Annotated in this window: 20 protein-coding genes; 12 read left to right on the forward strand and 8 right to left on the reverse strand. The window is 71.2% G+C overall.

The features are described from left to right. From otnK to ACIA8X_RS34605, 11 genes are all read left to right on the forward strand, one after another. Positions 1–1,281, forward strand: coding sequence for a 3-oxo-tetronate kinase (gene otnK / locus ACIA8X_RS34555; RefSeq protein WP_393446467.1), 1,281 nt, complete (start codon positions 1–3; stop codon positions 1,279–1,281). Continuing rightward, positions 1,278–1,976: an aldolase gene (locus ACIA8X_RS34560; RefSeq protein ID WP_393446469.1), complete on the forward strand. Its 699-nt coding sequence runs from the start codon at positions 1,278–1,280 to the stop codon at positions 1,974–1,976. The genes otnK and ACIA8X_RS34560 overlap by 4 nt, the downstream gene beginning before the upstream one ends. A 61-nt stretch (positions 1,977–2,037) precedes the next feature. Next, the gene (locus tag ACIA8X_RS34565) at positions 2,038–3,345 is read left to right on the forward strand and encodes an MFS transporter (RefSeq protein WP_393446471.1); all 1,308 of its coding nucleotides are present in this window, start codon (positions 2,038–2,040) and stop codon (positions 3,343–3,345) included. Positions 3,346–3,378: 33 nt separating this feature from the next. Beyond that, positions 3,379–4,182 (forward strand): 2-oxo-tetronate isomerase, encoded by an 804-nt coding sequence (gene otnI / locus ACIA8X_RS34570; protein WP_393446473.1) that lies wholly within the window; start codon positions 3,379–3,381, stop codon positions 4,180–4,182. Then, on the forward strand, positions 4,179–5,225 hold the full coding sequence (gene denD / locus ACIA8X_RS34575; RefSeq protein ID WP_393446475.1) for a D-erythronate dehydrogenase: 1,047 nt from the start codon (positions 4,179–4,181) through the stop codon (positions 5,223–5,225). The genes otnI and denD overlap by 4 nt, the downstream gene beginning before the upstream one ends. 10 nt (positions 5,226–5,235) lie before the next feature. Beyond that, complete coding sequence (locus tag ACIA8X_RS34580; protein ID WP_393446477.1) at positions 5,236–5,988, forward strand: FadR/GntR family transcriptional regulator; 753 nt, start codon at positions 5,236–5,238, stop codon at positions 5,986–5,988. A 401-nt stretch (positions 5,989–6,389) separates the two neighbouring features. Next, positions 6,390–7,766, forward strand: a complete 1,377-nt coding sequence (locus tag ACIA8X_RS34585) for a family 2B encapsulin nanocompartment shell protein (RefSeq protein ID WP_393447322.1) — start codon at positions 6,390–6,392, stop codon at positions 7,764–7,766. After that, positions 7,753–9,015, forward strand: a complete 1,263-nt coding sequence (locus ACIA8X_RS34590; RefSeq protein ID WP_393446479.1) for a SufS family cysteine desulfurase — start codon at positions 7,753–7,755, stop codon at positions 9,013–9,015. The genes ACIA8X_RS34585 and ACIA8X_RS34590 overlap by 14 nt, the downstream gene beginning before the upstream one ends. Before the next feature lie 205 nt (positions 9,016–9,220). After that, positions 9,221–10,093 carry an amidohydrolase family protein gene (locus ACIA8X_RS34595; RefSeq protein ID WP_393446481.1) on the forward strand — a complete coding sequence of 291 codons (873 nt, stop codon included), beginning with the start codon at positions 9,221–9,223 and terminating at the stop codon, positions 10,091–10,093. 7 nt (positions 10,094–10,100) lie between these two features. Then, on the forward strand, positions 10,101–10,235 hold the full coding sequence (locus ACIA8X_RS34600; protein ID WP_393446483.1) for a hypothetical protein: 135 nt from the start codon (positions 10,101–10,103) through the stop codon (positions 10,233–10,235). Between the two features lie 132 nt (positions 10,236–10,367). Beyond that, positions 10,368–10,889 (forward strand): hypothetical protein, encoded by a 522-nt coding sequence (locus ACIA8X_RS34605; protein WP_393446485.1) that lies wholly within the window; start codon positions 10,368–10,370, stop codon positions 10,887–10,889. Positions 10,890–10,903: 14 nt separating this feature from the next. Here the strand turns inward: ACIA8X_RS34605 and ACIA8X_RS34610 are convergent, their stop codons facing one another. Genes ACIA8X_RS34610 through ACIA8X_RS34620 form a run of 3 tightly spaced genes read right to left on the reverse strand, consistent with a single transcriptional unit; the run spans position 10,904 to position 15,755 of the window. Continuing rightward, positions 10,904–12,085 carry a PP2C family protein-serine/threonine phosphatase gene (locus ACIA8X_RS34610; RefSeq protein ID WP_393446487.1) on the reverse strand — a complete coding sequence of 394 codons (1,182 nt, stop codon included), beginning with the start codon at positions 12,083–12,085 and terminating at the stop codon, positions 10,904–10,906. 8 nt (positions 12,086–12,093) lie between these two features. Next, complete coding sequence (locus tag ACIA8X_RS34615) at positions 12,094–14,340, reverse strand: FUSC family protein (RefSeq protein ID WP_393446490.1); 2,247 nt, start codon at positions 14,338–14,340, stop codon at positions 12,094–12,096. Then, positions 14,337–15,755, reverse strand: a complete 1,419-nt coding sequence (locus ACIA8X_RS34620; protein WP_399459943.1) for an MFS transporter — start codon at positions 15,753–15,755, stop codon at positions 14,337–14,339. Before ACIA8X_RS34620 ends, ACIA8X_RS34615 begins: the two co-directional genes overlap by 4 nt. A 254-nt stretch (positions 15,756–16,009) precedes the next feature. Here ACIA8X_RS34620 and ACIA8X_RS34625 point away from each other — a divergent pair, with 254 nt between their 5' ends. After that, on the forward strand, positions 16,010–16,999 hold the full coding sequence (locus ACIA8X_RS34625) for an alpha/beta fold hydrolase (RefSeq protein WP_399459944.1): 990 nt from the start codon (positions 16,010–16,012) through the stop codon (positions 16,997–16,999). Between the two features lie 132 nt (positions 17,000–17,131). Here ACIA8X_RS34625 and ACIA8X_RS34630 read toward each other — a convergent pair whose 3' ends face one another. From ACIA8X_RS34630 to ACIA8X_RS34650, 5 genes are all read right to left on the reverse strand, one after another. Then, the gene (locus tag ACIA8X_RS34630; RefSeq protein ID WP_393446496.1) at positions 17,132–17,974 is read right to left on the reverse strand and encodes an alpha/beta fold hydrolase; all 843 of its coding nucleotides are present in this window, start codon (positions 17,972–17,974) and stop codon (positions 17,132–17,134) included. A gap of 56 nt (positions 17,975–18,030) precedes the next feature. Continuing rightward, positions 18,031–19,200 carry a substrate-binding domain-containing protein gene (locus ACIA8X_RS34635; protein ID WP_393446498.1) on the reverse strand — a complete coding sequence of 390 codons (1,170 nt, stop codon included), beginning with the start codon at positions 19,198–19,200 and terminating at the stop codon, positions 18,031–18,033. Positions 19,201–19,289: 89 nt separating this feature from the next. After that, entirely contained in the window at positions 19,290–20,357 is a 1,068-nt protein-coding gene (locus ACIA8X_RS34640) for an ABC transporter permease (protein ID WP_399459945.1), read from the reverse strand. Then, positions 20,354–21,892, reverse strand: a complete 1,539-nt coding sequence (locus tag ACIA8X_RS34645) for a sugar ABC transporter ATP-binding protein (RefSeq protein ID WP_393446504.1) — start codon at positions 21,890–21,892, stop codon at positions 20,354–20,356. Before ACIA8X_RS34645 ends, ACIA8X_RS34640 begins: the two co-directional genes overlap by 4 nt. Before the next feature lie 80 nt (positions 21,893–21,972). Beyond that, positions 21,973–24,852 (reverse strand): SpoIIE family protein phosphatase, encoded by a 2,880-nt coding sequence (locus ACIA8X_RS34650; protein ID WP_399459947.1) that lies wholly within the window; start codon positions 24,850–24,852, stop codon positions 21,973–21,975. Positions 24,853–24,991 lie beyond the last annotated feature (139 nt).

Here is a 24,991-nt window from a genome sequence, read left to right on the forward strand (position 1 = left end):
ATGGGAATCCGCCTCGGGTGCATCGCCGACGACTTCACCGGCGCCACCGACCTGGCCAACAACCTGGTGCGCGCGGGCATGCGTGTGGTCCAGCTGATCGACGTGCCGTCGGCCGACCCCGGGCAGGTGGTGGACGCGGACGCGGTGGTCATCGCCCTCAAGTCGCGGACCGTCCCGGCCGCCGACGCCGTCGAGGTGTCCCTCCGGGCGCTTGCCTGGTTGCGGTCCATGGGCGCCGAGCAGGTCTACTTCAAGTACTGCTCCACCTTCGACTCGACCCCGGCCGGCAACATCGGACCGGTCACCGAGGCGCTGATGGAGGCACTGGGCAGCGACTTCACGATCGCGACGCCCGCGTTCCCCGACAACGGGCGCACGGTCTTCAAGGGCCATCTCTTCGTCGGCGACGTGCTGCTCAGCGACAGCGGCATGCGCCACCACCCGCTCACCCCGATGACCGACTCCAACCTGGTCTCCGTACTCGGCGCGCAGACCACGCGAGCGGTCGGGCTCATCGATCACACGGTCGTCGCCGACGGGCCCGAGGCGATCAAGGATCGCATCAACGCCCTACGCGAAGACGGCGTCGGGGTCGCCATCGCCGACGCCGTCTCCAACGACGACCTGGTGCGCCTGGGCGCGGCGGTCAAGGGGCTGGCCCTGGTGACCGCAGGCTCGGGGCTGGCCATCGGTCTGCCCGCGAACTGGGGGGTCAAGCCCTCCCCCGCCGCCGCGCGGCTTCCGCCGGCCGGCGGCCACCGGGCCATCGTCTCGGGATCGGTCTCCGCGGCCACGAACGGTCAGGTCCTTCAGTACCTGCGCAGTGGCCAACCCGCGTTCAGCGTGGATCCGTTGCGCGTGGCGGCCGGTGACGACGTGGTCGGACAGGCCCTGGCCTTCGCCGAGTCGCACCTGGACGACGGGCCGGTCCTCGTCTACTCCACCGAGTCGGCCGACACGGTCCGCACCGTCCAGGGCCGACTCGGCGCCGCCGAGGCCGGTGAGCTCGTGGAGCGGACGCTGGCCCGTGTCGCACAAGGGCTGGTGGAACGCGGCGTCCGTCGGCTCGTCGTCGCGGGCGGTGAGACCTCGGGAGCGGTCGTCCAGGCGCTCGGCCTCACCGGGCTCCGGATCGGACCGCAGATCGACCCCGGTGTGCCGTGGTGTGCGGCGGCCCTTCCCGGCGGAGAGACGCTCCACATCACGCTCAAGTCCGGCAACTTCGGCGGCCCCGACTTCTTCACCTCCTCGTTCGCCCTCCTGGAGAAGGAGGCCGGATGACCCAGCACCAGGGCACCACCGCCGGGCCGGCGCACGACGAGGCCGTCGACGAGGCGCGCAACGAGATCGTCCGCGTGGGCACGAGCCTGTTCGCCCGGGGCTACGTCCATGCCAGCGCCGGCAACATCAGCGCCAAGGTCGACGACCGCCATCTGATCACCCCGACCGACGCCGCCCTGGGGTTCCTCGAACCCGGCCGCCTCGCGCTGGTCGACTCCCGTGGTGAGCAGATCGCCGGTGACCGCGCCAGCAAGACCCTGACGCTCCATCGACGTATCTGTGCCGCCGACCCCACCGCCCGGTTCGTCGTCCACACCCACTCCACTCACCTGGTCGCGCTCACCCTGGCCGGTGTGTGGAGCGACGACGACGTGCTCCCGCCCATCACGCCGTACTACGTGATGAAGGTCGGCCACGTCCCGCTCATCCCCTACCACCGGCCCGGCGACCCGCGCGTGGCCGACCTGGTGACCGCCAAGATCGCCGAGCGGGCGGAAAGCCGTACGCCCATCAGGGCCGTGCTGCTCGACCGGCTGGGCCCCGTCGTCTGGGGTCCCGACGCGGCCACCGCCCTCGCCGTCCTCGAAGAACTCGAGGAGACGGCACGCCTCTGGCTCCTGACCGACCGTCGCCCCGAGCCGCTCCCCCATCATGCGCTCGATGAACTGAGGTCCACGTTCAACGCCGCGTGGTGACCCGCTCCTCACCTGTCAGAACCTGTCAGAGAATTCCCCTGAGCCGCGCCAAAGGATCGCCATGTCCATACCCAAAACGGCGTCCGCAGTCCCCGACGTCGCCCGTGAGAACGCCGTCTTCCGCAAGGTCGTAAGACGCATCGTCCCCTTCCTCGTCCTCTGCTACGTCGTCTCCTACCTGGACCGGGTCAACGTCGGCTTCGCGAAGCTGCAGATGTCCGACGACCTCGGGTTCAGTGAGGCGGCGTACGGCCTCGGTGCCGGTCTGTTCTTCATCGGCTACTTCCTCTTCGAGGTGCCCTCGAACCTGATGCTGCAGCGCATCGGGGCCCGCACCTGGATCGCCCGGATCATGATCAGCTGGGGTCTGGTCTCGGCGTCGTTCGTGTTCGTCAGCAACGAGGCGACGTTCTACGTCCTCCGGTTCCTCCTCGGTGCTGCGGAGGCGGGGTTCTACCCGGGGGTGATCCTGTACTGCACCTACTGGTTCCCGTCCCACCGTCGTGCCCGGGTGATCGCGCTCTTCATGTCGGCGATCCCGGTGGCGGGTATTTTCGGCAACCCGCTCTCCGGCTGGATCATGGACCGCTTCCAGGGCGTGAGCGGCTGGCAGGGCTGGCAGTGGATGTTCCTGCTGGAGGCGATCCCCGCCGTCCTCATCGGTGTGGCCACCCTGTTCTACCTGGACAACAGTGTGCGCGCCGCGAAGTGGCTCACCGATGAGGAGAAGGCCGTAGTCGAACGGGCGATCGCCGAGGACGCCGCGCACCAGACCGTGCACGGCCGGGTCTGGGACGCCTTCCGTGAGCCCAAGGTGTGGCTGATGTGCCTCATCTACTTCTGCTTCGTGATGGGCCAGTACGCCCTGACCTTCTGGATGCCCACGTTCATCGAGTCCACCGGCATCAAGGGCAACCTCGCGATCGGCGTCCTCAGCGCCGTGCCGTTCCTGGCCGCGCTCGTCACGATGAACCTGTTCGGACGTTCGGCGGACAAGCGCCGCGAGCGCCGCTGGCACCTGGTCGTGCCGAGCCTCATGGGTGCCGTCGGCTTCTCGCTGGCGGCCGGCTGGGCCGGGTCCACCGCGCTGTCCCTGGCCGCGCTGTCCTTCGCCGCGGCCGGGGTGCTGACCTGCGCGCCGCTGTTCTGGTCGCTGCCCACCGCGTTCCTCGGCGGCACCGCCGCCGCGGTCGGTCTCGCCGCGATCAACTCGGTGGGCAACCTCGCCGGCTTCGTCAGTCCCTACATGATCGGGGCGCTGAAGGACGCCACCGGCTCGACATCGCTGCCGATGTACGTCCTGGCGCTCAGTCTCGTCGTCGGCGCGGCCGCGGTGCTCACCACCGACAAGCAGGTCGTCAACCGCTGACCGGGCCCTCCCGGTCCCCACACAGGAGCCAGCATGCCGAGGTTCGCAGCGAACCTGTCCATGATGTACACCGAGCACGACTTCCTCGACCGCTTCGCCGCGGCCTCGGCGGACGGCTTCACCGCCGTCGAATACCTCTTCCCCTACGCCTACGACGCCACCGAGCTGCGCCACCGACTCGACGACCACGGCCTCAGGCAGGTGCTCTTCAACGCGCCTCCCGGGGCGTGGGAGTCCGGGGAACGCGGGATCGCGGCGCTGCCCGGCCGCGAGGCGGAGACGCGCTCCGGGATCGCCCGGGCTCTGGAGTACGCCGCTGCCCTGGACTGCCCGCGGGTGCACGTGATGGCCGGGCTCGTACGGGCGGACGCGACGCCGAAGGAACTGGCCGAGCAGCGCGACACCTACCTGGCCAACCTCGCCTGGGCCGCCGAGCGAGCGGCCGCGGTGGGCGTCGACATCCTGGTCGAGCCGATCAACGGCCGCGACATGCCGGGCTACTTCCTGTCCCGGCAGGCGGAGGCCCACGCGGTGGTGCAGGACGTGGGTGCCCCGAATCTCAAGGTGCAGCTGGACCTCTACCACTGCCAGATCGTCGAGGGCGACCTCACCACGACCCTGCGCCGCGACCTGCCGACCGGCCGGGTCGGTCATCTGCAGATCGCGGGCGTGCCCGACCGCCACGAGCCCGACCTCGGCGAGCTCGACGTGAGCCACCTGTTCGGCGTCGTCGACGACCTGGGATTCGACGGGTGGATCGGCTGCGAGTACCGCCCCCGCGCCGGCACGAGCGAGGGGCTCGGCTGGCTGAACGACTACCGAGGAGACAGCGCATGAGGATCGTCATCACGGGTGGCTTCGGCTTCCTGGGGCGGCAGCTCACCGGCACACTGCTCAGGACGCGGACGTTCCGTGGTGCGCCGATCGACCGCCTGGTGCTCGCCGACCGGTTCGTGCCGGCCGAGTCGCGGTCGGCGTCCGACCCGCTCGTGGAGATCGTGCAGGGCGACCTGAGCGACCGCCTCGACGAGGTGTTCGCGGAGCCGGTGGACGTGCTGATCCACCTCGCCGCCGCCGTCTCGGCCGAGTGCGAGGCCGACTTCGACCTCGGCATGAGTGCCAACCTGGACACCACCCGCGCCCTCCTCGAAGCCGCCCGGGCGCAGTCGGCCGCCGGTGGACCGACGCCGCGCGTGGTGTTCTCCAGCAGCGTGGCGGTCTACGGTTCCGACCCGGCGCTGCCCCTCCCGTCCGTGGTCAGCGAGTCGACCCTGCCCACGCCACGATCGAGCTACGGGATCCAGAAGCTCGTCTGCGAGCAGCTGGTCGCGGACTACACCCGCCGGGGTTTCGTCGACGGCCGCGTCGCCCGTCTGATGACCGTCTCGGTGCGGCCCGGCAAGCCGAACGCGGCCGCCTCCGGCTTCCTGTCCGGCATCATCCGCGAGCCGCTCGCGGGCCTCCCGGCGATCTGCCCCGTACGCCCCGACCTGCGGGTGGCCCTGGCCTCGCCACGGCGCACGGTCGAGGCGATCCTCCGCATCGCGGAAGTCGAACGCGGCACGGGGCCGGGACGGCTCGACGGCAGGCTGCCGGTCAACCTTCCGGCACTCACGGTCTCGGTCGCCGAGATGCTGGCCACGCTGCGGCAGGTGGCCGGCGACGCCGTAGCCGATCTGGTGACGATCACGCCCGATCCTGACATCGAGGCCATCGTGGGCTCCTGGCCCTCCGTCTTCGACAACACACGCGCCGCCGCGCTCGGGCTCGAGCCCGACCCGGGCTTCGCATCGGTGGTTCGGGACTACGTCACCGACCACCCCGAGGCGGTCCTGGCCGGCCCACCGCTCGCAGCAGGACAGCCAGATCCAGGCCTATAGACTGAAAACCATGTTTTCCAAGGTGCCCGGTCCCGTCCGGCTCGCGGATCAGGTCGCCGCAACGCTCTCAGCGGAGATCGAGTCGGGGCGACTGGCCGAGGGCGACCGGCTGCCTACCGAGGTGGAGCTGGTCAAGCAACTGGGCGTCAGTCGCACGGTGGTGCGCGAGGCACTCTCCAGGCTCCGCAACGCCGGCCTGGTCGAACCGCGCCAGGGCATCGGCGTGTTCGTCCTGCCCCGGCGCACACGGCCGCTCGACCTGGAAGCCGAGGCCTCCGACACCAAGGCGAAGGTGCTGCAGATCGTGGAGGTGCGTCGCGCCATGGAGGGCGAGGCGGCCTACCTGGCGGCCACCCGGGCCACGCCCCGCGACCTCGCGCGGATGCGTCAGGCGCTGGACGCGATCGACTCGGCGGTCGCGGCCGGCGGCGACGGCGTGGACGAGGACCTCGCCTTCCACCGGTCCATCGCCGAGTCGACCGGAAACACGGTCATGGTCTCGACGGTGCGGTACCTGGGCGATGTGTCGCGCGGCGGTATCCGCGTCACGCGCGCGAACGAGGCACGCCGCAACGACTTCATCGAAGCGGTCCGGGAAGAACACCACGCCATCCTCGACGCCATCGAAGCCGGGGACGCCCGAGCGGCACACGCCGCCGCGCGCAGCCACATGAAGCACGCCGCCGCTCGGCTCCGGGACGCGGACGACCGGTTCTGGACCGAGGCCGAGGACCTTGAGGTGGATCTCGACCCCGCTCCCTGACGCAGGCCCGGCCCATTGCCCCAGGGCCGCGACTAATTGCGGATTCAGATAAACACGGCCCGAAGAGGGGTCGTATAAGCACTCCTTTAAGAATCCAAAAGTCGCGATACGGGGCCAAAACTGGTCGTCTGCAGCCGACTTGACGGAGCGTCAGCCCACTCTCCGTCGCTCCGCCTGGACCATCGCCCCGTCGGCCCTCGCCCTTGGTGGCACCGGCTCTCGACGTACCCGGTGTGGCGCGCCCGCCCGGCCCCGCGTCGAGCGTTTCCGGCCCGAGCCCCGCCGAACGGTGTCCTACGCACCTTGTGGCGGCCGGTTGCCCGCCTGCACGATCGGCCTCGCTCGTACGGAACCGATCCCGGAGCAACCCAGTCGAGGAGACCCCTGTGACGACCGACCGCATGAGCCTCAGCCCCGAGGCCGCCCGGCAACTCGCGACGACCACGAAGACGACACCGCAGATGCGCGGTATCACCCCGCGCTACCTCCTGCGCGCCCTTCCGTGGGTCGATGTCGAATCGGGTGTCTACCGCGTCAACCGACGCCGCACCTACGTCCTGGGCGACGACCGCATCAGCACCCACACCGACGCGGGAGATCCCCGCGTCGTCCCGGGCGACTTACGCGAGATCCCGTATCTGCGCGAGACCGACGACGCAGCTCTCGACCAACTGGCCGATGCCTTCAGCGAGATGAGCTTCGAGGCGGGGCAGGTCCTCGTGCAGGAGGGCGACACCGCCGAGCATCTCTGGGTGATCGTCCGGGGACGCGCCGAGAAGCGCGCCGCCGGGCGATACGGCGACGAGGCACTGATCCAGGTCATCGGCGACGGGCAGTACTTCGACCTGGACGCGTGGACCAGGCGCGAGCCCATGCCGTACGCCGTCAAGGCCGTCACTCCCGGCGTCGCCCTACGAGCCGATCGTTCCGCCCTTGCCGCGCTCATGGAGCTCGACGAGGCGCTGCGCGGGGCGGTCGAGTCGTACGCGGCGGGCGACATGCCGGCACCCGGCAGCGAGGCTCCCATCGACCTGAGCGGCGGTCATGTGGGTGAGGTCGACCTGCCGGGCACCTACGTCGACTACGAGGACGCGCCTCGCGAGTACCACATGACGCTCGCCCAGACCCGGATGATGGTGCACTCCCGCGTCGCCGACCTCTACAACGGCCCGATGGACCAGACCCGGACCCAGGCCAACCTGACCATCCAGGCCCTGCGCGAACGGCAGGAGAACCTGATGCTCAACCACCCCGACTTCGGGCTCTTCCACAACGTCCCGGCCGGTCAGCGCGTGCAGGCGCGCACCGGCGCTCCCACCCCCGACGACCTGGACGAGCTGCTGGCGAAGGTGTGGAAGCAACCGGCCTACTTCCTCGCGCACCCGAGGGCGATCGCCGCGTTCGGGCGCGAATGTACGCGGCGGGGGGTGCCCCCGGTGACGGACAGCAGGTTCGGCAGCCCGCTGCTGACCTGGCGGGGCGTACCGCTCCTGCCCTCCGACAAGGTGCGCTGCCCGGGCGGCTCGGGCGATGCCGTCGGCACCACCGAGATCCTGCTGATGCGGATCGGCGAGGCCGAGCAGGGCGTGGTGGGCCTGCGCCCCGCAGCCGTGCCGGACGAGGTCGAACCCGGCCTGTCCATGCGGAACATGGGCATGGACCAGAAGGGCATCACGTCCCATCTGATGACGGCCTACTTCAACACCGCTGTGCTGGTCGACGACGCCATCGCCGTACTCCAGAACGTCGAGGTGTCCAAGTACCATGACTACGCCTGACGTCACGGCGCGGCCGACGCCGACGGCAGCGGGTGGGTTCACCGCCGAGTCGGTACGGCGGGACTTCCCGATCCTGCACCGGACCGTCAACGGCCACCCCCTCATCTGGCTCGACAACGCCGCCACCACGCAGAAGCCGCGCCAGGTCATCGAGGCGCTCACCGCCTACTACGGCGCCGCCAACTCCAACATCCACCGCGGAGCCCACACCATGGCCCGGGAGGCAACCGAGGCGTACGAGGAGGGGCGGGCGGCCGTCGCCGAGTTCCTCGGCGCCCCGAGCCCGGACGGCGTCGTCTTCGTGCGGGGCACCACGGAGGCCATCAACCTCGTCGCACAGACGTGGGGCCGGGCCAACCTCGGGCCCGGGGACGACATCCTGGTGCCGGTCCTGGAGCACCACTCGGACATCGTGCCGTGGCAGATGATCGCCAAGGAGACCCGGGCCCGGCTCGTGCCGGTCCCGCTCACGCCGGACGGGGAGATCGACCAGGACGCGTACGCCGACCTGCTGTCCTCTCGCACCCAGCTCGTCGCGATCAGCCATGCCTCGAACGTCCTGGGCACCGTCCCACCCGTCAAGGAGATGACGGCACTCGCCCACCGCTACGGTGCCAGGGTCCTGGTGGACGGCGCACAGGCCGTCGCTCATTTCCCCGTCGACGTACGGGACTTGGACGCGGATTTCTACGCGTTCTCGGGCCACAAGCTGTTCGCACCGACCGGCATCGGCGCCCTGTACGCGAAGCCGGAGCTCCTCGCCGGCATGGCACCGTGGCAGGGCGGCGGCAACATGATCGAGTCCGTGAGCTTCGAGAGGACCACGTTCGCTGCCGCGCCCCACAGGCTGGAGGCCGGTACCGGACACATCTCCGGGGTCATCGGACTTCTCGCCGCCGTGAACTGGCTGACGTCCCTCGATCGCGAGGCCGTCGCCGCATACGAGGAAGGGCTGATGTCGTATGCGCACCAGGCCCTTGCCACGGTGCCCGGGCTTGAGCTGATCGGCTCGGCGTCCCAGCGGATCGCGGTGCTCACCTTCACGCTCGCCGGGCAGGACCCGGCCGCCGTCGCCGACTGGCTCGACCGCGACGGCATCGCCGTCCGCGCCGGTCACCACTGCGCCCAACCAGCACTAGCGCACTACGGGTTGGAGTCGGCGGTACGCGCCTCGCTCGCGCTCTACAACACGTCCGAGGAGGTGGACAAGCTCGTCGCTTCGTTGCGCAGGCTGCAACAGAGCGCCTGACGACGGGAGTGGGGATTGAGCGACTCAGCCGGGGTCCGTACGGCCGCGTTCGGCCGGACGGACCCCGGCTCCGCAGCAGCGGCCTGTACCGGCGATCGAAGCGGCAGGGGGCCTTCCGATAGAGGGAATGAAAATGCCTGGATAGCATTGAATTGTGCCGCCATGTCGAGATGCGGCATGCGGCATGCGAGGAGGCCCGACCGGTATGGCAGACCCGCAACGTACACATTCCGTCCGGCCCGACGCGCAGCGCATCGACATCCACCAGCACGTCATCCCGCCCGCCCGCAGCCGCGCCATCGCCGCCCGCGCCGCGGCTGTCGGCTGGCCCGCGCCCGCGTGGGACGAACAGAGCGCGATCGCCATGATGGACCGGCGAGCGATCGACACGGCGGTGCTGTCCTACGCCGCGCCGCTCGCCGGCCCGGACGACCCCGCCGCAGCACGCGAGGCGGCCCGCAGCATCAACGAGTACACGGCCGAGCTGGTCAAGAACCGGCCCGACCGCTTCGGTCACTTCGCCGCCCTCCCCCTGCCCGACGTGGACGGCGCCCTCGCCGAGGCGGCCCACGCCCTGGACGAGTTGAACGCCGACGGCGTCATGGTCCTGTCCAACGCGCACGGCCGCTACCCGGGCGAGGAGGCGTTCGAGCCGCTGTGGGCCGAACTCGATGCCCGTTCCGCCGTCGTACTCGTCCACCCGACCGCACCTCCGGGCGCGCCCTTGCCTCAAGTCCCCCCTCCGCTGGCGGACTTCCCCTATGACACCACCCGCGCCGCCCTGCACATGACCGTGCGCGGCGTACTGCGCCGGTACCCCCGGATGAAGGTGATCCTCCCCCACGCAGGCGGCTTCCTGCCGTACGCCGCCTCCCGCTTCGCCCTCGCGGCCCGCCTCCCGCACACCGCGAGCCCCGACAGCCCGGCCCCAGTTGCCGAAGTCCCCGCGACCCCCGAGGACTTCGTCACCGATCTCCGCCGGCTCTACTTCGACACGGCCATCTCCCCCGGCCCCGCCACCCTGCCCTGCCTGCTCGCCTTCGCCGCCTCCGGCCACATCCTGTACGGCAGCGACTGACTACCCCATGCTGCCCGAGGACTGGAACACCGGCTTCGACACGGCACTCGACGCCTACCCCTCATGGAATCCCGGCCAGTTGCACACCATTTACCGAGGCAACGCCGAACACCTGATCCCACGCCTGGCCCTCGAACCGTAGTCAGCGAAGCACAAGGAATACGCCGCCCGTGTCGTTGCGCGGACGGCCACAGCCGGCTGACACGATGCCCTCATGACGAACAGCCGGTCGATAACCTACGTGCGGATTGCCGAAGTTCTCACGGGGCTCGGAATGATTCCTCAGGAGAAGGCTCAAGGGGTCCTGGACGAGTTCGCCGAGTACGCGAACGAGCCGATGGAGCGAGGCCATGAAGTCGCCAGTGCCCTGGAGTCCTTCGAGGTGGCTGTTTCCATCCACTCCGAGGACGTCGACTTCGCCGACGCGCACTACGAATGGCTCCTGAACGAGGCGGCAGCTCTCACCGGAGGCGGAGTCACCGTCTCCGACTACCGCTTCGAGAAGAGCAACCCGGACGACGAGGACTGCGGCCTGGGGACGATGCACTTCGAATGCAACGGCAAGCCGCTCTCGTTCGGCGTCGAGCAGGAGTCGAACGACTACCTCGACATGGGAGCAGCGCGGCAGGCGATCGAAGCGCTCACCGACCACGACACCTCCCGGGAATTCCGCTGCGTCGCGCAGGAGGGCCCGCAACTCGACGACGACATCATGGTCCTGGCCTCATCCGAGCAGCGGGAAGGTCTCCGCCGGCACCTGGGCATCACCTTCGAACCTCCTTTGGGACAACGCTGACCGACACAAGCCGTTCACGGCCGGTGACGCGACTCCCGGGCGTCGACGCCGGCATCCTCGGTGCGCCCGGTCCCCTGCCGCGAGGGTGCCACCGCCTCCACGGCAAGCGCGAGGACGGCCCGGTCGTCCTCGTCGGACTGGGTCGACCAGCGTTCCGAGTCGGTCCGTACGAAGGACACGACCGTCTCCGGGGCGGGTGGGCGCTCGCCGGAGAAACGTTCGCAGAGCCGCTCAAGGACGGGATAGAAGACGCCGTCCGCGTCGCGTGCCTCGCTCACCCCGTCCGTGTGCAGGACGAGCACCTCCGAGGGTGCGAGGCGGTGCACCGTCGTGTCGTCACCGTCCGGAGCCAGTGCGCCGAGCCCCAAGGGCAGTCCGGGCGCCGTGCGCAGTGACCTGGCACCGTGCCGGCCGACCACCAGAGGTGAGGGATGGCCGCGGTCGACGATCCGTACCTCGCCGCCGTGCGGCGGGAACTCCAGCACGAGCGCGGTCACGAACAGTTCGGGGTCGCCGTCGTCGCCGGCCGGACTGTTGCGGGCGATGCTGAGCTCCAGTCGCCCGGCCAGCGTGCTCAGGCTCTGCCACTCGTGGGCCGACACCCGGAAGCTGCCCAGCACCGCCGCGACCGTCTGGACCGCGTCGAGCCCTTTGCCGCGGACGTCACCGATGATCGCGCGCACCCCGAAGGGCGTCTCGCACACGTCGTACAGATCCCCGCCGACGAGCGTGCCGCCCTCCCCGGCCTCGTAGAACGCGGCGGCGCGTACGGGGCCGAGCCTGCGCGGTACGGGGCGCAGCAGGGTCCGCTGCATGGCCTCGGCGACCGAGTTGGCCCGGATCAGATGCCGCCGGGTCCGCTCCCGCTGCCTCGCCAGCGCGACACTCGCGATGCCGATCAGGGCCGTGGCGACATACATCGCGACATGGTGCTGCTCGTCGAAATGGCCCGGGCGCCGAGCCGCCATCCACATCTGCAAGCCCAGGCACACCACCGTCGACATCGCGGTACCCCGCGGGCCGCGCGTCGCGGCGGCCAGCGGCGGTACGGCGATGAGCATGAAGCTCACCGGTTCGCGGCCCCTGACGATCAGTTCGGCGGCCACATCGACGAGCACCGCCACCAACGGCAGCCACCACACCCACCCTCGCGCGGAGGGGGGTCGAAGCTCGGAGCGGAGGTCCCCGTCGGACACGGCGCGCCCTACCTTCCCGGCCCGGCGGGGCCGGACCCGGAGTCCGTGGCGCCTGCGGCCGGCGTACCGCGTGCCGCCCCTCGGAGCGCCTCAGGAAGCCCTGCCTCGATCCTGGCCAGCTGGTGGGTGAGACTGCGCAGCCACAGGTCGAGGTCGACCAGCACGGGCAGGGCGCGCGCGGCCGGCTCCGCGGGCATCGGGCCGGTGCCCAGCGGCGGTTCCGAGGGCTCCGGCTCCGTTCCGGGTCGCTGTGGACGCTCGCCGCTGCACAGGGCGGCCAGCCGGTCGGTGGTCTCGACGAGCGTGCGGGCGCCTGCCCGTGCCCGGTCGGCGTCGTCCGGGGGCAGGGCGGTCGTGGGCAGGTCGAAACGGGGCAGCCACTGGGCGCCGAGCAGGATGTGGTGGGCCGTGATCAGCACGGCGTGCCAGTCGGCGCGCACCGGCGCGCTGCTCCCCGGTTCGCTGCGGAACTGGGCGTAGGCGGACTCCGCCAGGCGCAGCCGGTGCAGAGCGGGCAGCGTCGGCGGGGCGGGGGCCGAGCCCGGCGGCGCCGCGGACAGCATCTCGACGGTGCCCCTGATCAGCGGGCCGCACTCCCGCAGCAGCCCCGCCATGGTTCGGCGTACCTCCGCGCGGGCGCCGGCCGGCCAGGCCAGCATCGCGCACAGCAGACCGATGGCGCTGCCGGTCACCACGTCGACGATCCGCGCTTCGGCCAGCCTCCAGGACGCCGGGGCGATCTGGGCGAACGCCGTGGCCACGACGAGTGTGAACAGGCCCTGCGCCCAGGCGACCCCGAGCAGCGGACCGAGCGCGAAGGCGATCAGCATGGCCGGTGCCAGGATCGCGGCGTACGCCTCGGTGTGCCGGCCCAGGCCGATGAGCAGGGCACCCGCCGCGACCGCGCCCACGAGGTTGCCGGTGACGGCCCGGCGGATGGCCGTCCAGGTCTCCACGACCGTGGTCCGGCTCAGCGTCAGCACCGCCAGCAGCACCCAGAAGCCGTGGGTCAGGTCGAGCGAACCGGCCACGAGGCGTGCGGCGGCCAAGGCCACGGCGATGCGGACGGCGTTCTGGAACTGCACCGAGCGCAGCGTCATGTTGCCGGTGATCCGGCGCGCCCACAGCCGGGGCGTGGCGGCCTCCGCGTACCAGAAGAGCTCCCGTGGCTCGATCGGCGGGGTGAGCCGCCCGTCGAGGCCGACCCGTACGGAGATCTCCAGGATGCGCACCGACTCGGCGACGGCCAGCAGCGCCGCCTGCCGACGCAGCACCGCCACCGGCGGTACCTCGCCCGCGGCAGCGGTCGCCTGCCGCAGGCGCAGCCGCTGGAAGTCGTCGATGGCATTGTCCATCCGCTGTGGGCCGGGAACGGCCCGGCCCGTGCGCAGGGACGCGGCGGTCGCGTCGCACAGGGACACGACCTGCGGCAGCAGCGACCCGGACGCGGTGTCGGTACGCCCCCTGCCACGTCCCCCATCCCCGCCCGCACCCTCACCCTCGCCCCCGGTGCCGTATCGGACCAGTTCACGGAATTCACCGGTCTCGGTCAGATGGGCCAGTTGCTCAAGGAGCCGACGGGCGGCGGACCCCGCCTGGGCGAGGCCGCGAACCGCGCGGCCCGGACCCGCGGGGCGCTCCGCGGGCGGGATGTTCGACAGCCGCAGCCGCGCACCGGTCTCCCGCAAGGCCTGTGGGGAGCGGTCGTCGCGCCCGGCGATGGTGTCGCCCGCCGTCGCCAGGGCGTCGGCGAGGGTCGTCCGGTACGGCGTCGCCGGCGGCTGTGGCAGCAGGAACAGTTCGCACAGCGCCAGCGCCACCACTCCGAAGGTGAGCCCCGCCAGCCGCAGCCAGAGGGTCTGGGGTTCGTACGGCGGGAAGCAGGCCAGGATGTAGAAGAGCTGGAGTCCGGGCGCCGCCCCGGCCGGTCGTGGGCCCGCGATCGCCGCGAAGGCGAGGAGGAATCCCACGACGAGCATGCCGAGCACCGCCGCCCACGTCCGCACCGCCAGCACGGTCCCCAGTGCCACCAGCAGCAGGCCCACGGGCAGCGCCTTCAGCATCACCTCGGCCCGCTGCCGCCCGGATCCGGGGATCGGGGACAGCAGGCCGAGGGAGATCGGCGCGAACAGGGAGTACAGCGCCAGCACCGGTTCGTCGAGCCCGTACACGAAGGTGTAGAAGCCCACGGACGCGGCGAGCGTCACCCGCACCGCCCGGTGCAGGATCTGTGTGCGCTCCGCTCCGCCCGTCACTGCAGGCGCCCGCCACGTGGCGTCCCCGAGGCGATCGGCGGGGCCCCACCGAGGACCATCGGCCGATGGCGTACGGCCATGACGACGACGGAAGCCGCCAGGATCACCCCGCCTCCGAAGCGGAGGATCGCGTCGTAGGCGGCTTCCGGGGATCGCTCCGGCACCATCGCCGTGATCGCGGCCGCGGCGCCCGCCAGCGCGACGCCGCCCAGCGTGACCAGGAACGTCAGCAGCACGCCCGAGGCCTCGCCGGCCCGTTCGGGCGCCACGACCTGCTGGGTGGCCACACTGGCGAAGGTCCAGCCGAGGCCGAGGCCCAGTCCGCACCAGGCGAACACCGGGACGTACAGCCACCAGGCCGTGACGGTGCTGAGCGCGATCATGCCGGTCCCGGCGACCGCCCCGGCCAGCGCCATCACCGACGTCGGCCGCATATGCCCGGACAGCCTCGCGCCGAGCGGCCCGCTGAGCGCCACGAGCACGGCGGGCGCCAGGAAGACCACGCCCGCGTCGAGCGGTGACAGCCCCCGTACCTGCTGGAGATACAGCGTCGAGACGAAGACGGTGACGGCGTAGCCCATGTTGGTGATGGTTCCGGTGCCGGTCACCAGGACGTAGGGCGTGTTGCGGAAGAGCCGCAGGTCGACGAGCGGATGCCGGGTGCGCCGCTCCCGGCGCAGGAACAGGGCGCCCCCCACGGCGGCGAGCGCCAGCAGGGTGAGCGTGCGGGCGTGGTCCCAGCCCCAGGCGCTGCCTCGTTCGACGGCCAGCGTGAGTGCCGCCAAGGCGCACACGACGGTCAGGCAGCCGGCCAGGTCGAGTTGGCGTGGGACCGTCGGGTCGCGGGAGTCGGGGACGTAGGCGTAGGCCACGATCAGTGCCAGCACGCTCAACGGTGCGAGGAGCCAGAAGATCCAGCGCCAGCCTGGCCCCTCGGTGAGGCCGCCGCCCACGAACGGACCCAGCGCCGTGCCCACGTTGGCGATCCCGAACACCGCGCCCAGCGCGCGGGCCCGGCTCGTGTCCGGGAAGGCGTTGCTGATCACGGAGACCGACACGGGGAAGACGAAGCCCGCCCCGATGCCCTGCACGATCCGTGCCCCGACGAGCAGCCAGAGCCCCGGCGCGAGCGCGCAGCCGACCGACCCGGCCGCGAAAAGCGCCGTCCCGGCGAGCAGGGCGCCCCGGCGTCCGAAGACGTCGCCCACCCGGCCGCCCACGATGAAGCAGCAGCCGATGGAGAGCATGTACGCGGACAGCGTCCACTGGGCGGCCGAGGCGGTGACGCCGAATTCGTCGGCGATTCCGGGGACGGCCAGGTTCAGCGCGAAGAAGTCGAGCTGGATGCAGAACAGGACGACCGCCACCGCGATGAAGGCTCCCGTCCGCGCGGCCGACGAAGACTCAGCGCGCATGAGCACGTTCCTCTCGGGCCGACGCGCCGACGCGGCGTCGGGGCCGGGCCGGACATGCGATCCACTGCCCATTGTCGGCCGACGCCGTTCGGACCGCAGCCCGGCGGTTTCCGGAGAGTTGCCGAATCGGCAAACACGCTCGTCCTCTCGGCACTGTCCTCCGCATGATCGGCGTTGAGGCACGGGAAGGACGGCGAGGGCCGTCAGCACGCAGAGCAGGGCACAGCAGAGCACAGGGTCTCGGAGGAGGGCGCATGTCGCAGCAGCAGTCGCACGTCGCGGAGGTCACCCATCGGTTGGTTTCGTCACCGGCCGGCCGGATTCACGTGGTGGAGCAGGGGCGCGGGCCAATGGTGCTGCTCGTCCACGGCTTTCCGGAATCCTGGTACTCCTGGCGCCACCAACTGCCCGTGCTCGCGGCTGCGGGATATCGCGCGGTCGCCATCGATGTGCGCGGATACGGCCGCTCCTCCAAGCCGGCCGACACGGAGGCGTACCGGATGCTCGACCTGGTGGCGGACAACGTCGCGGTGGTGCACGCCCTCGGCGAGGAGTCGGCGGTGGTCGTCGGCCACGACTGGGGCGCGGCCATCGCCGCGAACTCCGCCCTGCTCAGGCCGGAGGTCTTCAGCGCGGTGGGGCTGCTCAGCGTTCCCTACGCACCGCGCGGCGGACCCCGCCCGACGGAACTCTTCGCCCGGATGGGCGGCGACGAGGAGTTCTACGTCTCCTACTTCCAGGAGCCCGGCCGCGCCGAGGCCGAGATCGAACCCGATGTGGGCGGCTGGCTCAGGGGCTTCTACGCGGCCCTGTCCGCCGACACCATGCCCGCACCCGGCGCTCCCGATCCGCACTTCGTCGGCCGGGGCGGGACGCTGCGCGACCGGTTCCCCACGGGTCGGCCGCCCGCGTGGCTCAGTGACAGGGACCTCGATGTCTACGCCGGGGAGTTCGAACGGACCGGTCTGACAGGAGCGCTCAACCGGTACCGGAACATGGACCGCGACTGGGAGGATCTCGCCGCCCTGGACGGCGCCCCCGTCACCCAGCCGTCCCTGTTCGTCGGTGGCAAGCTCGACGCATCCACGACATGGCTGGCCGACGCGATCGCGGCGTACCCGGTCACGCTGCCGGGACTGATCTCCTCCCACATCCTCGACGGCTGCGGCCACTGGATCCAGCAGGAACGCCCCGAGGAGTTCAACCGCCTCCTGACCGACTGGCTCGCCGCCCTGCCCACGTGACGCGTCGTCAGCCGCCCTTGGAGTCTTGACGTACTTAGGAGTCGGCCAAGCCCTCGGCGATGATGATCCGGCCCTCCTGGCTGAGGCAGTGCACACCACCGTTCTCCAGATGTCGGGGTCGGGCGCCTGATCCTAACCGTCCCCGCGCGGCTGCTGGAGGAAGGTCACAAGCGCCGCCGTGAGTTCGGCCGGTGCGTCCTCTTGTACGAGGTGACCCGCACCGGCAATGGGTTCAAGCCGCGCGCCTGGGATGCGGGCGGCGAGTTCCCGTCCTCTGGCCGCCGGGATCCAGGTGTCGTCCTGGCCCCAGCACACCAGCGTCGGAAAGCCGATCTCGCCGTACCGTTCTTGTATTTCGTCGGTGTACAGCTGGTCGGCCTGGGCGATCTGACGGTAGAAGGCCGCTTGGCCGAGGTCGCCGAGCCAGGGCTGGACGAGCCGGTCGAGGACGGTCGGGTGCAGACCGGGACTGCTGGCCGAGCTCACGTACTCGCGCACCAACGCGTGGTGCAGTGCGGGTGGCAACTGCTCGAAGACCTCGGAGTGTTCGCCGACGAGCCGGAAGAACGGGGAGCCCCACGGGGCCAACGCGACGGGGTCGACCAGCGCGAGGGCACGGTAGCGGGCCCCGTGCAGCAGATGTGCCCGCAAGGACACGGCACCACCGAAGTCGTGGGCGACCACCAGCGGTTCCTCAAGGCCCCAGTGCGCCAGCAACTCGGTGAAGACCCTGCCCTGAGCGGCCAGGGAGACATCCTGGCCGGCGGACATCTCCGATGCCCCGTAACCGGGCATGTCCCACACGAACACCTGGTAGCGGCGGGCGAGCGCGCGGGCGACAGCGCGCCAGACGTACGAGGAGAAGGGGGTGCCGTGCAGGAGCACGACCGGGTCCTGGCCGGGTTGGCCGAGGCTGCCCCAGCGGACACCGCCCGACGTGCTGCGGAACGTCTCGGACAGCTGCCATTCACTCACCGGTGCTGGTCCTCTCACTCGTGTCCGAGCCGTCTGCCGACCCGGCGGTTGCCCTTCTACTTGCCCCAGATCTTGCGGTACCCCTCCTGGTAGCCCGAGGGATCCCAGGTCGTGGCCCCCTCGCTGTTGTCGGCCGTGGTGATGTGGACGGGGGCCACGTATCCGCTGGCGGGCCTGCCGGCGAAGGCGCGGTTGAACTCGTCGACGATCTGCCAGCCCTGTTGGGACAGCGGCTCGGGCACGGTGGCTGCCTGGTACTGCCTGGTGTTGATGCGCTGGAAGGCGGAGGGGTCGCCGTCGCCGGCGCCGATGTTGAACGGTGGGCCGGAGCCTTTCTCGCCGGCCGCGCGGAATGCGGGCGCCGCGTCGGCGAAGTACAGGTCGTTGATGGCGACGGAGTGGGTCCACCTGCTCTGGAAGCGGGAGAGGAGAGAGGCGATCACCCGAGGCGTGCGGCTGCTCGCGTCCGGGATCGGGATGTTCTCGTACGCCAGCAGCTTCACGCCCGCGCAGGTGGCGAGTTCATCCCTGATCAACTCGGACTTGTTCTTGGCGAAGGGGATCGAGGCGTCGGTGATGAGCACGGCGCCGGCGCGGCCGCCCGAGTCGGCGATGATCCATTGGGCGCTGATGGCGGCGACGTCGTCGACCCGGGTGGTGACGTTGGTGAACAGCTCGGGCCGCGTGCTGGGGCCGGGAGCGGCGACGGCGTGCCAGCCGATGAGCGGGATGCCCGCCGCGTTGGCCCTCGACACCTGCTGCAAGGTCGAGTTGGGGTCGAAGCCGCCGATGACGATGCCCGAGGGCCTGACGGACACGGCCTGGCTCATGGCCGCCTGGATGCCGGCCGGGGTGCCCCCTCCGTCGATCACCCGGACGTTCCAGCCGATGACCCGCGCGGCTTCCCGCACCCCGTTCGCGGCGCCGGCGACTCCGGGGTTGGTCATGGTCTGGGCGACGTAGACGAGGGTCTTGCCGGGCTCCGCCGCGGGACCGGTGGTCGGCCCGTTCCAGGAGACGTCCGTCTCCTCGGCCCGGCCGACAGCGGCCTGGGCCCGGGCGTGGACTTCCGGGCAGCCGTTCGGGCCCGCGGTGAACTCGTCCGGCCCGCTCTGCGAGCCGCGTTCGCAGCCGGCGAGGACGGTTGCCGTCGCCAGCAGGGCGCAGACGGTGAGCCGAACCCGGCGGGCGCCGGTGGTGGCCTTGCGGTTGCCGTTGCGGTGCACGAGAGCTCCTCACGGAGTCACGGAACGGAGTCACGGAGTCAGGGGCGGGAGGATGCGATCGGACGCGGAGTCGGGGTCCTTGGCGTGGGTCATGGGGCGGTGCCCGTAGGGCCGTCGTGCCGCGTCGGGGAGGGGGGTGGCTCGGGCGGCCCGGCGGGCGAGTCGCGGGCGGATACGGCGCCGGTACGCAGTCGGCGGCGGGCGGCGTAGCCGGCCAGGCCGACGGCCAGGAGCAGGGTGCCGCCGTGGAACAGCGGGACCGTCCAGAAGTCGGCGCCCAGCTGGCCGATGCCGGTGAGGCCGACGGCCAGGACGGCGACGGCGACGACGGTGCCCAGGGCGTTGGGCCGGCCGGGTTTGATCGCGGTGGCGCCGAGCAGGGCGCCGACGAAGGCGGGCAGCAGATAGTCGAGGCCGACGCTGGGATTGCCGATCTGCTGCTGGGCCGCGAGCAGCACACCGGCGAAGCCGACGATCAGTCCCGACGCGGTGAACGCGTACACGGTGTATCTGCGGGTCGGGATGCCGACCAGGTCGGCGGCGCGCGGGTTCGACCCGATGACGTACAGGTACCGGCCGAGCGGCAGCCGTTCCAGCACCAGCCAGAGGGCGGCCGCGAGCGCGAGCACGTAGAAGGCGGGGACCGGCAGGCCGAGGAACGTGGAGTCGTAGAGGTCGGTGAAGGCGGCCGGGAGGCCTTGCGGTCCAGGGACGATCCGGCCGCCGTCGGTGACCCAGCCGGTGACGGCGTACAGCATGCTGCCGGTCCCGAGGGTGGCGATGAAGGAGTCGATCCGGCCGAACACGACGATGACACCGTTGAGGACGCCGACGACCGCCCCTCCAACGATCACCGCGAGGCAGGCGAGCGGCCAGGGCCACCCGTCGTTGACGATCAGCTGCATCACCATGACGTGGGCGAGGCCGAGGCCGTAGCCGATCGAGAGGTCGAACGCGCCGGTGACGATCGGGACCATGGCGGCGAGCGCGAGGACGGCCGGGATCGACTGGTTGGACAGGATCGAGTCGACGGTGTCCAGCGTGGGAAACGTACGCGGCAGGGCGAGGGAGAAGATCAGGAAGAGCAGGCCGGTGAGGGACAGGAGGCCGTAAGCGCCGATGAGGTGCCCGCCCGGGCCGCGCAGCGAGGGGGTCATGGATGCGTCGCGGTTCCGGAGGCCGGCATGGCCGAGGCCGACCGGGTGAGTCCGGCGACGGTGAGGGCCGGGCCGCTGAGTTCGGCCGTCACGGACCCGCCGACGAAGACCAGGGCGCGCCGGCACGCGCCGACGACCTCCTCGAAGTCGGTGGAGATGAGCAGGACCGCGAGGCCGGCGGCCAGTGCCTCGTCGAGCAGCCGGTAGACGGCCGCCTTGGCTCCTACGTCCACGCTCGCGGTCGGCTCCTCCAGGATGAGCAGACGCAGGCCCACCCGGAGCCAGCGGCTGATCATCACCTTCTGCTGGTTGCCGCCGGACAGGGTGGCGATGGGGGCCTCGCTGTCGCGGGGCCGCACCGAGAACCGTTCGATGAGGGTGGTGGCCTCGGCGCGTTCGCGGCGGGGGCTGATCCAGCGCGGTGCCGGCGGGCTGTCGGCGCGGGGGTTGGCCAGGAGGTTCTCCCGTACGGTCAGTTCGGCGAGGCAGCCCTCCCGTTGCCGGTCCCCGGGCACCAGGCCGACACCGAGGCCCACGGCGTCCGCGACACTGCGCGGGCGGTACGGCCGGCCGCCGAGGAGCACCCTCCCGTCGACGACGGGCCGGGCGCCGGCGAGGGCCCGTCCCAGGTCCATGTGTCCGGCGCCCGAGAGGCCGACCAGGCCCAGTGCTTCGCCGGCCTTGAGTTCCAGACTGACCGGTCCCGCGCCGACGGTCCGTACGCCGTCGAGTGTCAGGACGGCGGGGCCCTCGGCGGGGATGCGGACGGGGTGGCGGTGTGTCAGTTCCTCGCCGACGATGTCGTGCACCAGGCGGGCGGGGCTGTGGCCCGCGAGCGGGCCGTGGCTGACGAGGTGCCCGTCGCGCAGCACCGCGAAGGTGTCGGCCACCTTGTACACCTCGTCCAGACGGTGGCTGACGTAGAGGATGCCGTGCCCCCGGTCACGCAGGGCGTGCAGGACGTGGAAGAGGCGGGCGCAGTCCGCGGCCGGGAGGCGGGCGGTCGGCTCGTCGAGGACGATGAGCTTCGCCCGTGCCGCCAGGGCTCGGGCGATGGCGACCAGGGAGCGTTCGGTGGGGGCGAGGTGGGCGATCGGTGTGTCGGGGTCGAGATGTGCGGCGACGGTCCGCAGGGCGTCGGTGCTGTCCTCGCGGGTCCGCCGCCAGGAGATCAGTCCGGCGCGGCGCGCGTACCCGGTGCTCAGGGCGATGTTCTCGGCGACCGTCATCCACTCCACGAGACCGAGGTCCTGGTGGATGAAGGACATGCTGTGCGATGCGGCATGACTTCCGAGTGGGTGCCCGTCCACCGTGATCTGCCCCGCGTCGGCGTGGTGGACGCCGGAGAGCACCTTGATGAGCGTGGACTTTCCGGCACCGTTGGGGCCCAGGAGGGCGAGGACGCTGCCGGCGTGGACGTCGACGTCGACCCCGGCCAGCGCGACGGTCCCCCCGAACCTTTTGCGGAGCCCGCGGATACGGACCAGAGGTTCCGCTCCGGAGGGCGGGATCGTCACGTTCTTCCCGGCTTTCATGAGGGACACCAACGGATCACCGACGGATCACCAACGGATCAGATCATGACATTTCGACCATTCCATGTGAGGCATTGCCGTCAAACACCGGCGAGCCCGCACTCGGCCCAGATGACCTTGCCCTGCGGGAGGTAGCGCGTACCCCAGCTCCGTGCCAGCTGCGCGACGAGGAACAGGCCACGACCACCCTCGTCGGTGCTGGCCGCCCGGCGCAGGTGCGGGGCGGTGTTGCTGGCGTCGGAGACCTCGCAGATCAGGGTGCGGTCGTGGAGCAGCCGTACCCGGATGGGCCCGGCGCCGTGCCGGATGGCGTTGGTGACCAGCTCGCTGAGCATGAGTTCCGCGGCGAACGCGGCCTCGTCGAGACCCCAGTCGGCCAGCTGCCGGACGGCGGACGCGCGGACGTCGCTGACCAGGGCCGGGTCGGCGGGCAGCTCCCAGGCTGCGATCCGGTCGGGGTCCAGGGCGTGGGTACGGGCGACGAGGAGGGCGATGTCGTCGCACGGGTGGGCGGGCGCCACGGTGTCCAGGACGGCCTGACAGGTGTCCTCGGGGGTGCGCTCCGCGTGGGCCAGGACTTCTCGCAACTGGTCGAGGACCACGTCGACGTCGCGTTGCCGGTCCTCTATGAGTCCGTCCGTGTAGAGGACGAGCTGGCTGCCCTCGGGGAGGGGGATCTCGGTGGCTTCGAAGGGCAGGCCACCGAGACCGAGAGGGGGCCCGGCGGGCAGCTCGGGGACGGACACCGTGCCGTCGGGGTGGACGACCGCGGGCGGAGGATGCCCCGCGCGGGCCATGGTGCACTGCTGCGAGGTCGGGTCGTAGATCGCGTACAGGCAGGTGGCGCCGATGATGCCGCCGCCGTCGGAGGTGGGGTCCTCCCGGTCCAGGCGTCCCACGAGGTTGTCGAGGTGGGTGAGGACGTCGTCCGGAGGGAAGTCGAGTTCGGCGAAGCTGCGTGCGGCGGTGCGCAGTCGGCCCATGGTGGCGGCGGAGAGCATGCCGTGTCCGACGACGTCGCCGACGAAGAGGCCGACCCGGGTTCCCGAGAGGGGAACGACGTCGTACCAGTCCCCGCCGACGTCGGATTCGGCGGGCAGATAGCGATGTGCGACGTCGACGGCGACCTGGTCGGGCAGACCGTGCGGGAGCAGGCTGCGCTGCAGGGCCAGGACCATGGTGCGTTCGCGCGTGTAGCGCCGGGCGTTGTCGATGGACAGGGCGGCTCGGGTGGCCAGTTCCTGGGCCAGCGAGCGGTCGTCGTCGCTGAAGGGTACGGGGTCCTGTCCTCGGTAGAAGCCGACGACGCCCAGCACGACGCCGCGGGCGGCCAGGGGCACCGCGATGAGGGAGTGGACGTGGCTCAGCAGTTGCCCGGTGTGCTCGGGATCCTGCGCGAGCCAGCCCGCGGCGGCCTTCAGGTCCGGTTCCAGCACTGCCTGCCCACTGGTCAGAGATCGCAGCTGGGGCGTCGTAGGGCCGTAGTCGACCCGCTTGCCGACCGGCCAGAAGGGAAGGTCGTCGCGGATGCCGTGGACCACCGTACGACGCAGGTCACCGCCAGGATCGGCGGCCTCCTCGCCGCGCAGTACGGCCTCGGGCAGGTCGATGGTGACGAAGTCGGCCAGTCGTGGGACCGCCGTCTCGGCGAGTTCCTCGGCGGTGCGGCGTATGTCCAGGGTGGTGCCGATGCGTGTGCTGACCTCGGATAGCAGCTCCAGGCGGCGTCGCGCGGCCAGGGCGTACATCCCCACGTGCGGCTCCCCCACCAGCACGAGCCCTCTCGCCGGGGGCGCGGAGTCGGGGTGTTCATCCATCGCGCCGTCGGCGCCGCTGGTCGTCACGCCCTCGCCGGACTCGGCACCGGGCAGGGGCCTGGACGACGCGGTGACGGAGCGATGCTCGGGCACCGGGGCGGCATGAGCGACCCCGGACAGCGGGACGCCAGGGAGGCCCGGGACGCCAGGAACGCCAGGGACGCCCGGGACGCCGGCAAGCTCGGCGGGGAGGCCCAGCGGTTCGTCGGCCTGATGTGGGACAGCGAAGGACATTCCCGGCGAGAGGCCGGGCAGGACGGCCTCGATGGCGATGCCCGCCACCCCGGAGGCACTCGTCACCGGACGGCTCACGAGCGTGACCCGCCGGCCGTCGGACAGGTGCACGTCGACGGCGGCCCTATCCCCTCGGGAGATCAACTCGGCGGCCTTCCCCACGAGGACGGACCGGTCTCGGGGGCGCAGTTCGAGGGCCAGTTCGTCCACCCCGATACCGCGGTGGGGACCGGCCGCGGTTCTGCCTCCCGCGTCCAGGTACGCCTGCAGCAGAGCGCGCCCGCGCGCGGAACTCTGCCCGAGCAGCCGCCGCTCGATGGCCTGCGCTGCCTTGCGTATCACGGTGTCCAGCGCCGGGTTCTCGGCGCTACGCGGATAGCCGAAGCACAGGACACCTTCGATACGGCCGCTGAGCGGGTCCCGAACGGGGAGTGCGCGGCAGGCGCTTCCCTGAGAACGCTCGGCGAAGTGCTCGGCGCCGTAGACCCGGATCAGTCGCCGTTCCGCGAGGGCGAGACCGATGCCGTTGGTTCCGGCGACCCGCTCGGCGAACACGAATCCCGGGACGCGCTGGATCGCCGGGAGAGCTCGGGCCATGGACGCCTCTCCGAAACGGCGTAGGAGGACCGTCCCGTTCGCGTCGGCGACGGAGATGTTCATCGCGCTGCCGGCGAACCGGTACTGCAGCCGGTCGAGCACGGGCGCTGCCGCGCGCACGATCCGGCCGTCCGGATCGAAGTCGTCCCGGAAGGGAAGGTCGTCCTGGTCCGGCGAGAGGCCCAGGGACCCGCAGCGCTGCCATGAATTCAAGATCGACGCCCGTACGCCCGTCTCGACCGGCTCACCCTGCAGAAACCGCTCACGGGAACGAGCGGACCCTGTGCCGTCCGTCGCAGGGCCCGTCGGCATCGGCTCCCCGCCGGGCAGAACCACGCTGCGCCTCACTCACGCCGTCAATAACCCACTCTTCGGAAATATCTGGCATTGACGAGAATACGGGACATCAAGGGTGAGAGGCACGATTCACAAGATCCCTCACCCGCAGTAA

The organism is Streptomyces sp. NPDC051738 (assembly GCF_044453205.1).
Lineage (GTDB): Bacteria > Actinomycetota > Actinomycetes > Streptomycetales > Streptomycetaceae > Streptomyces.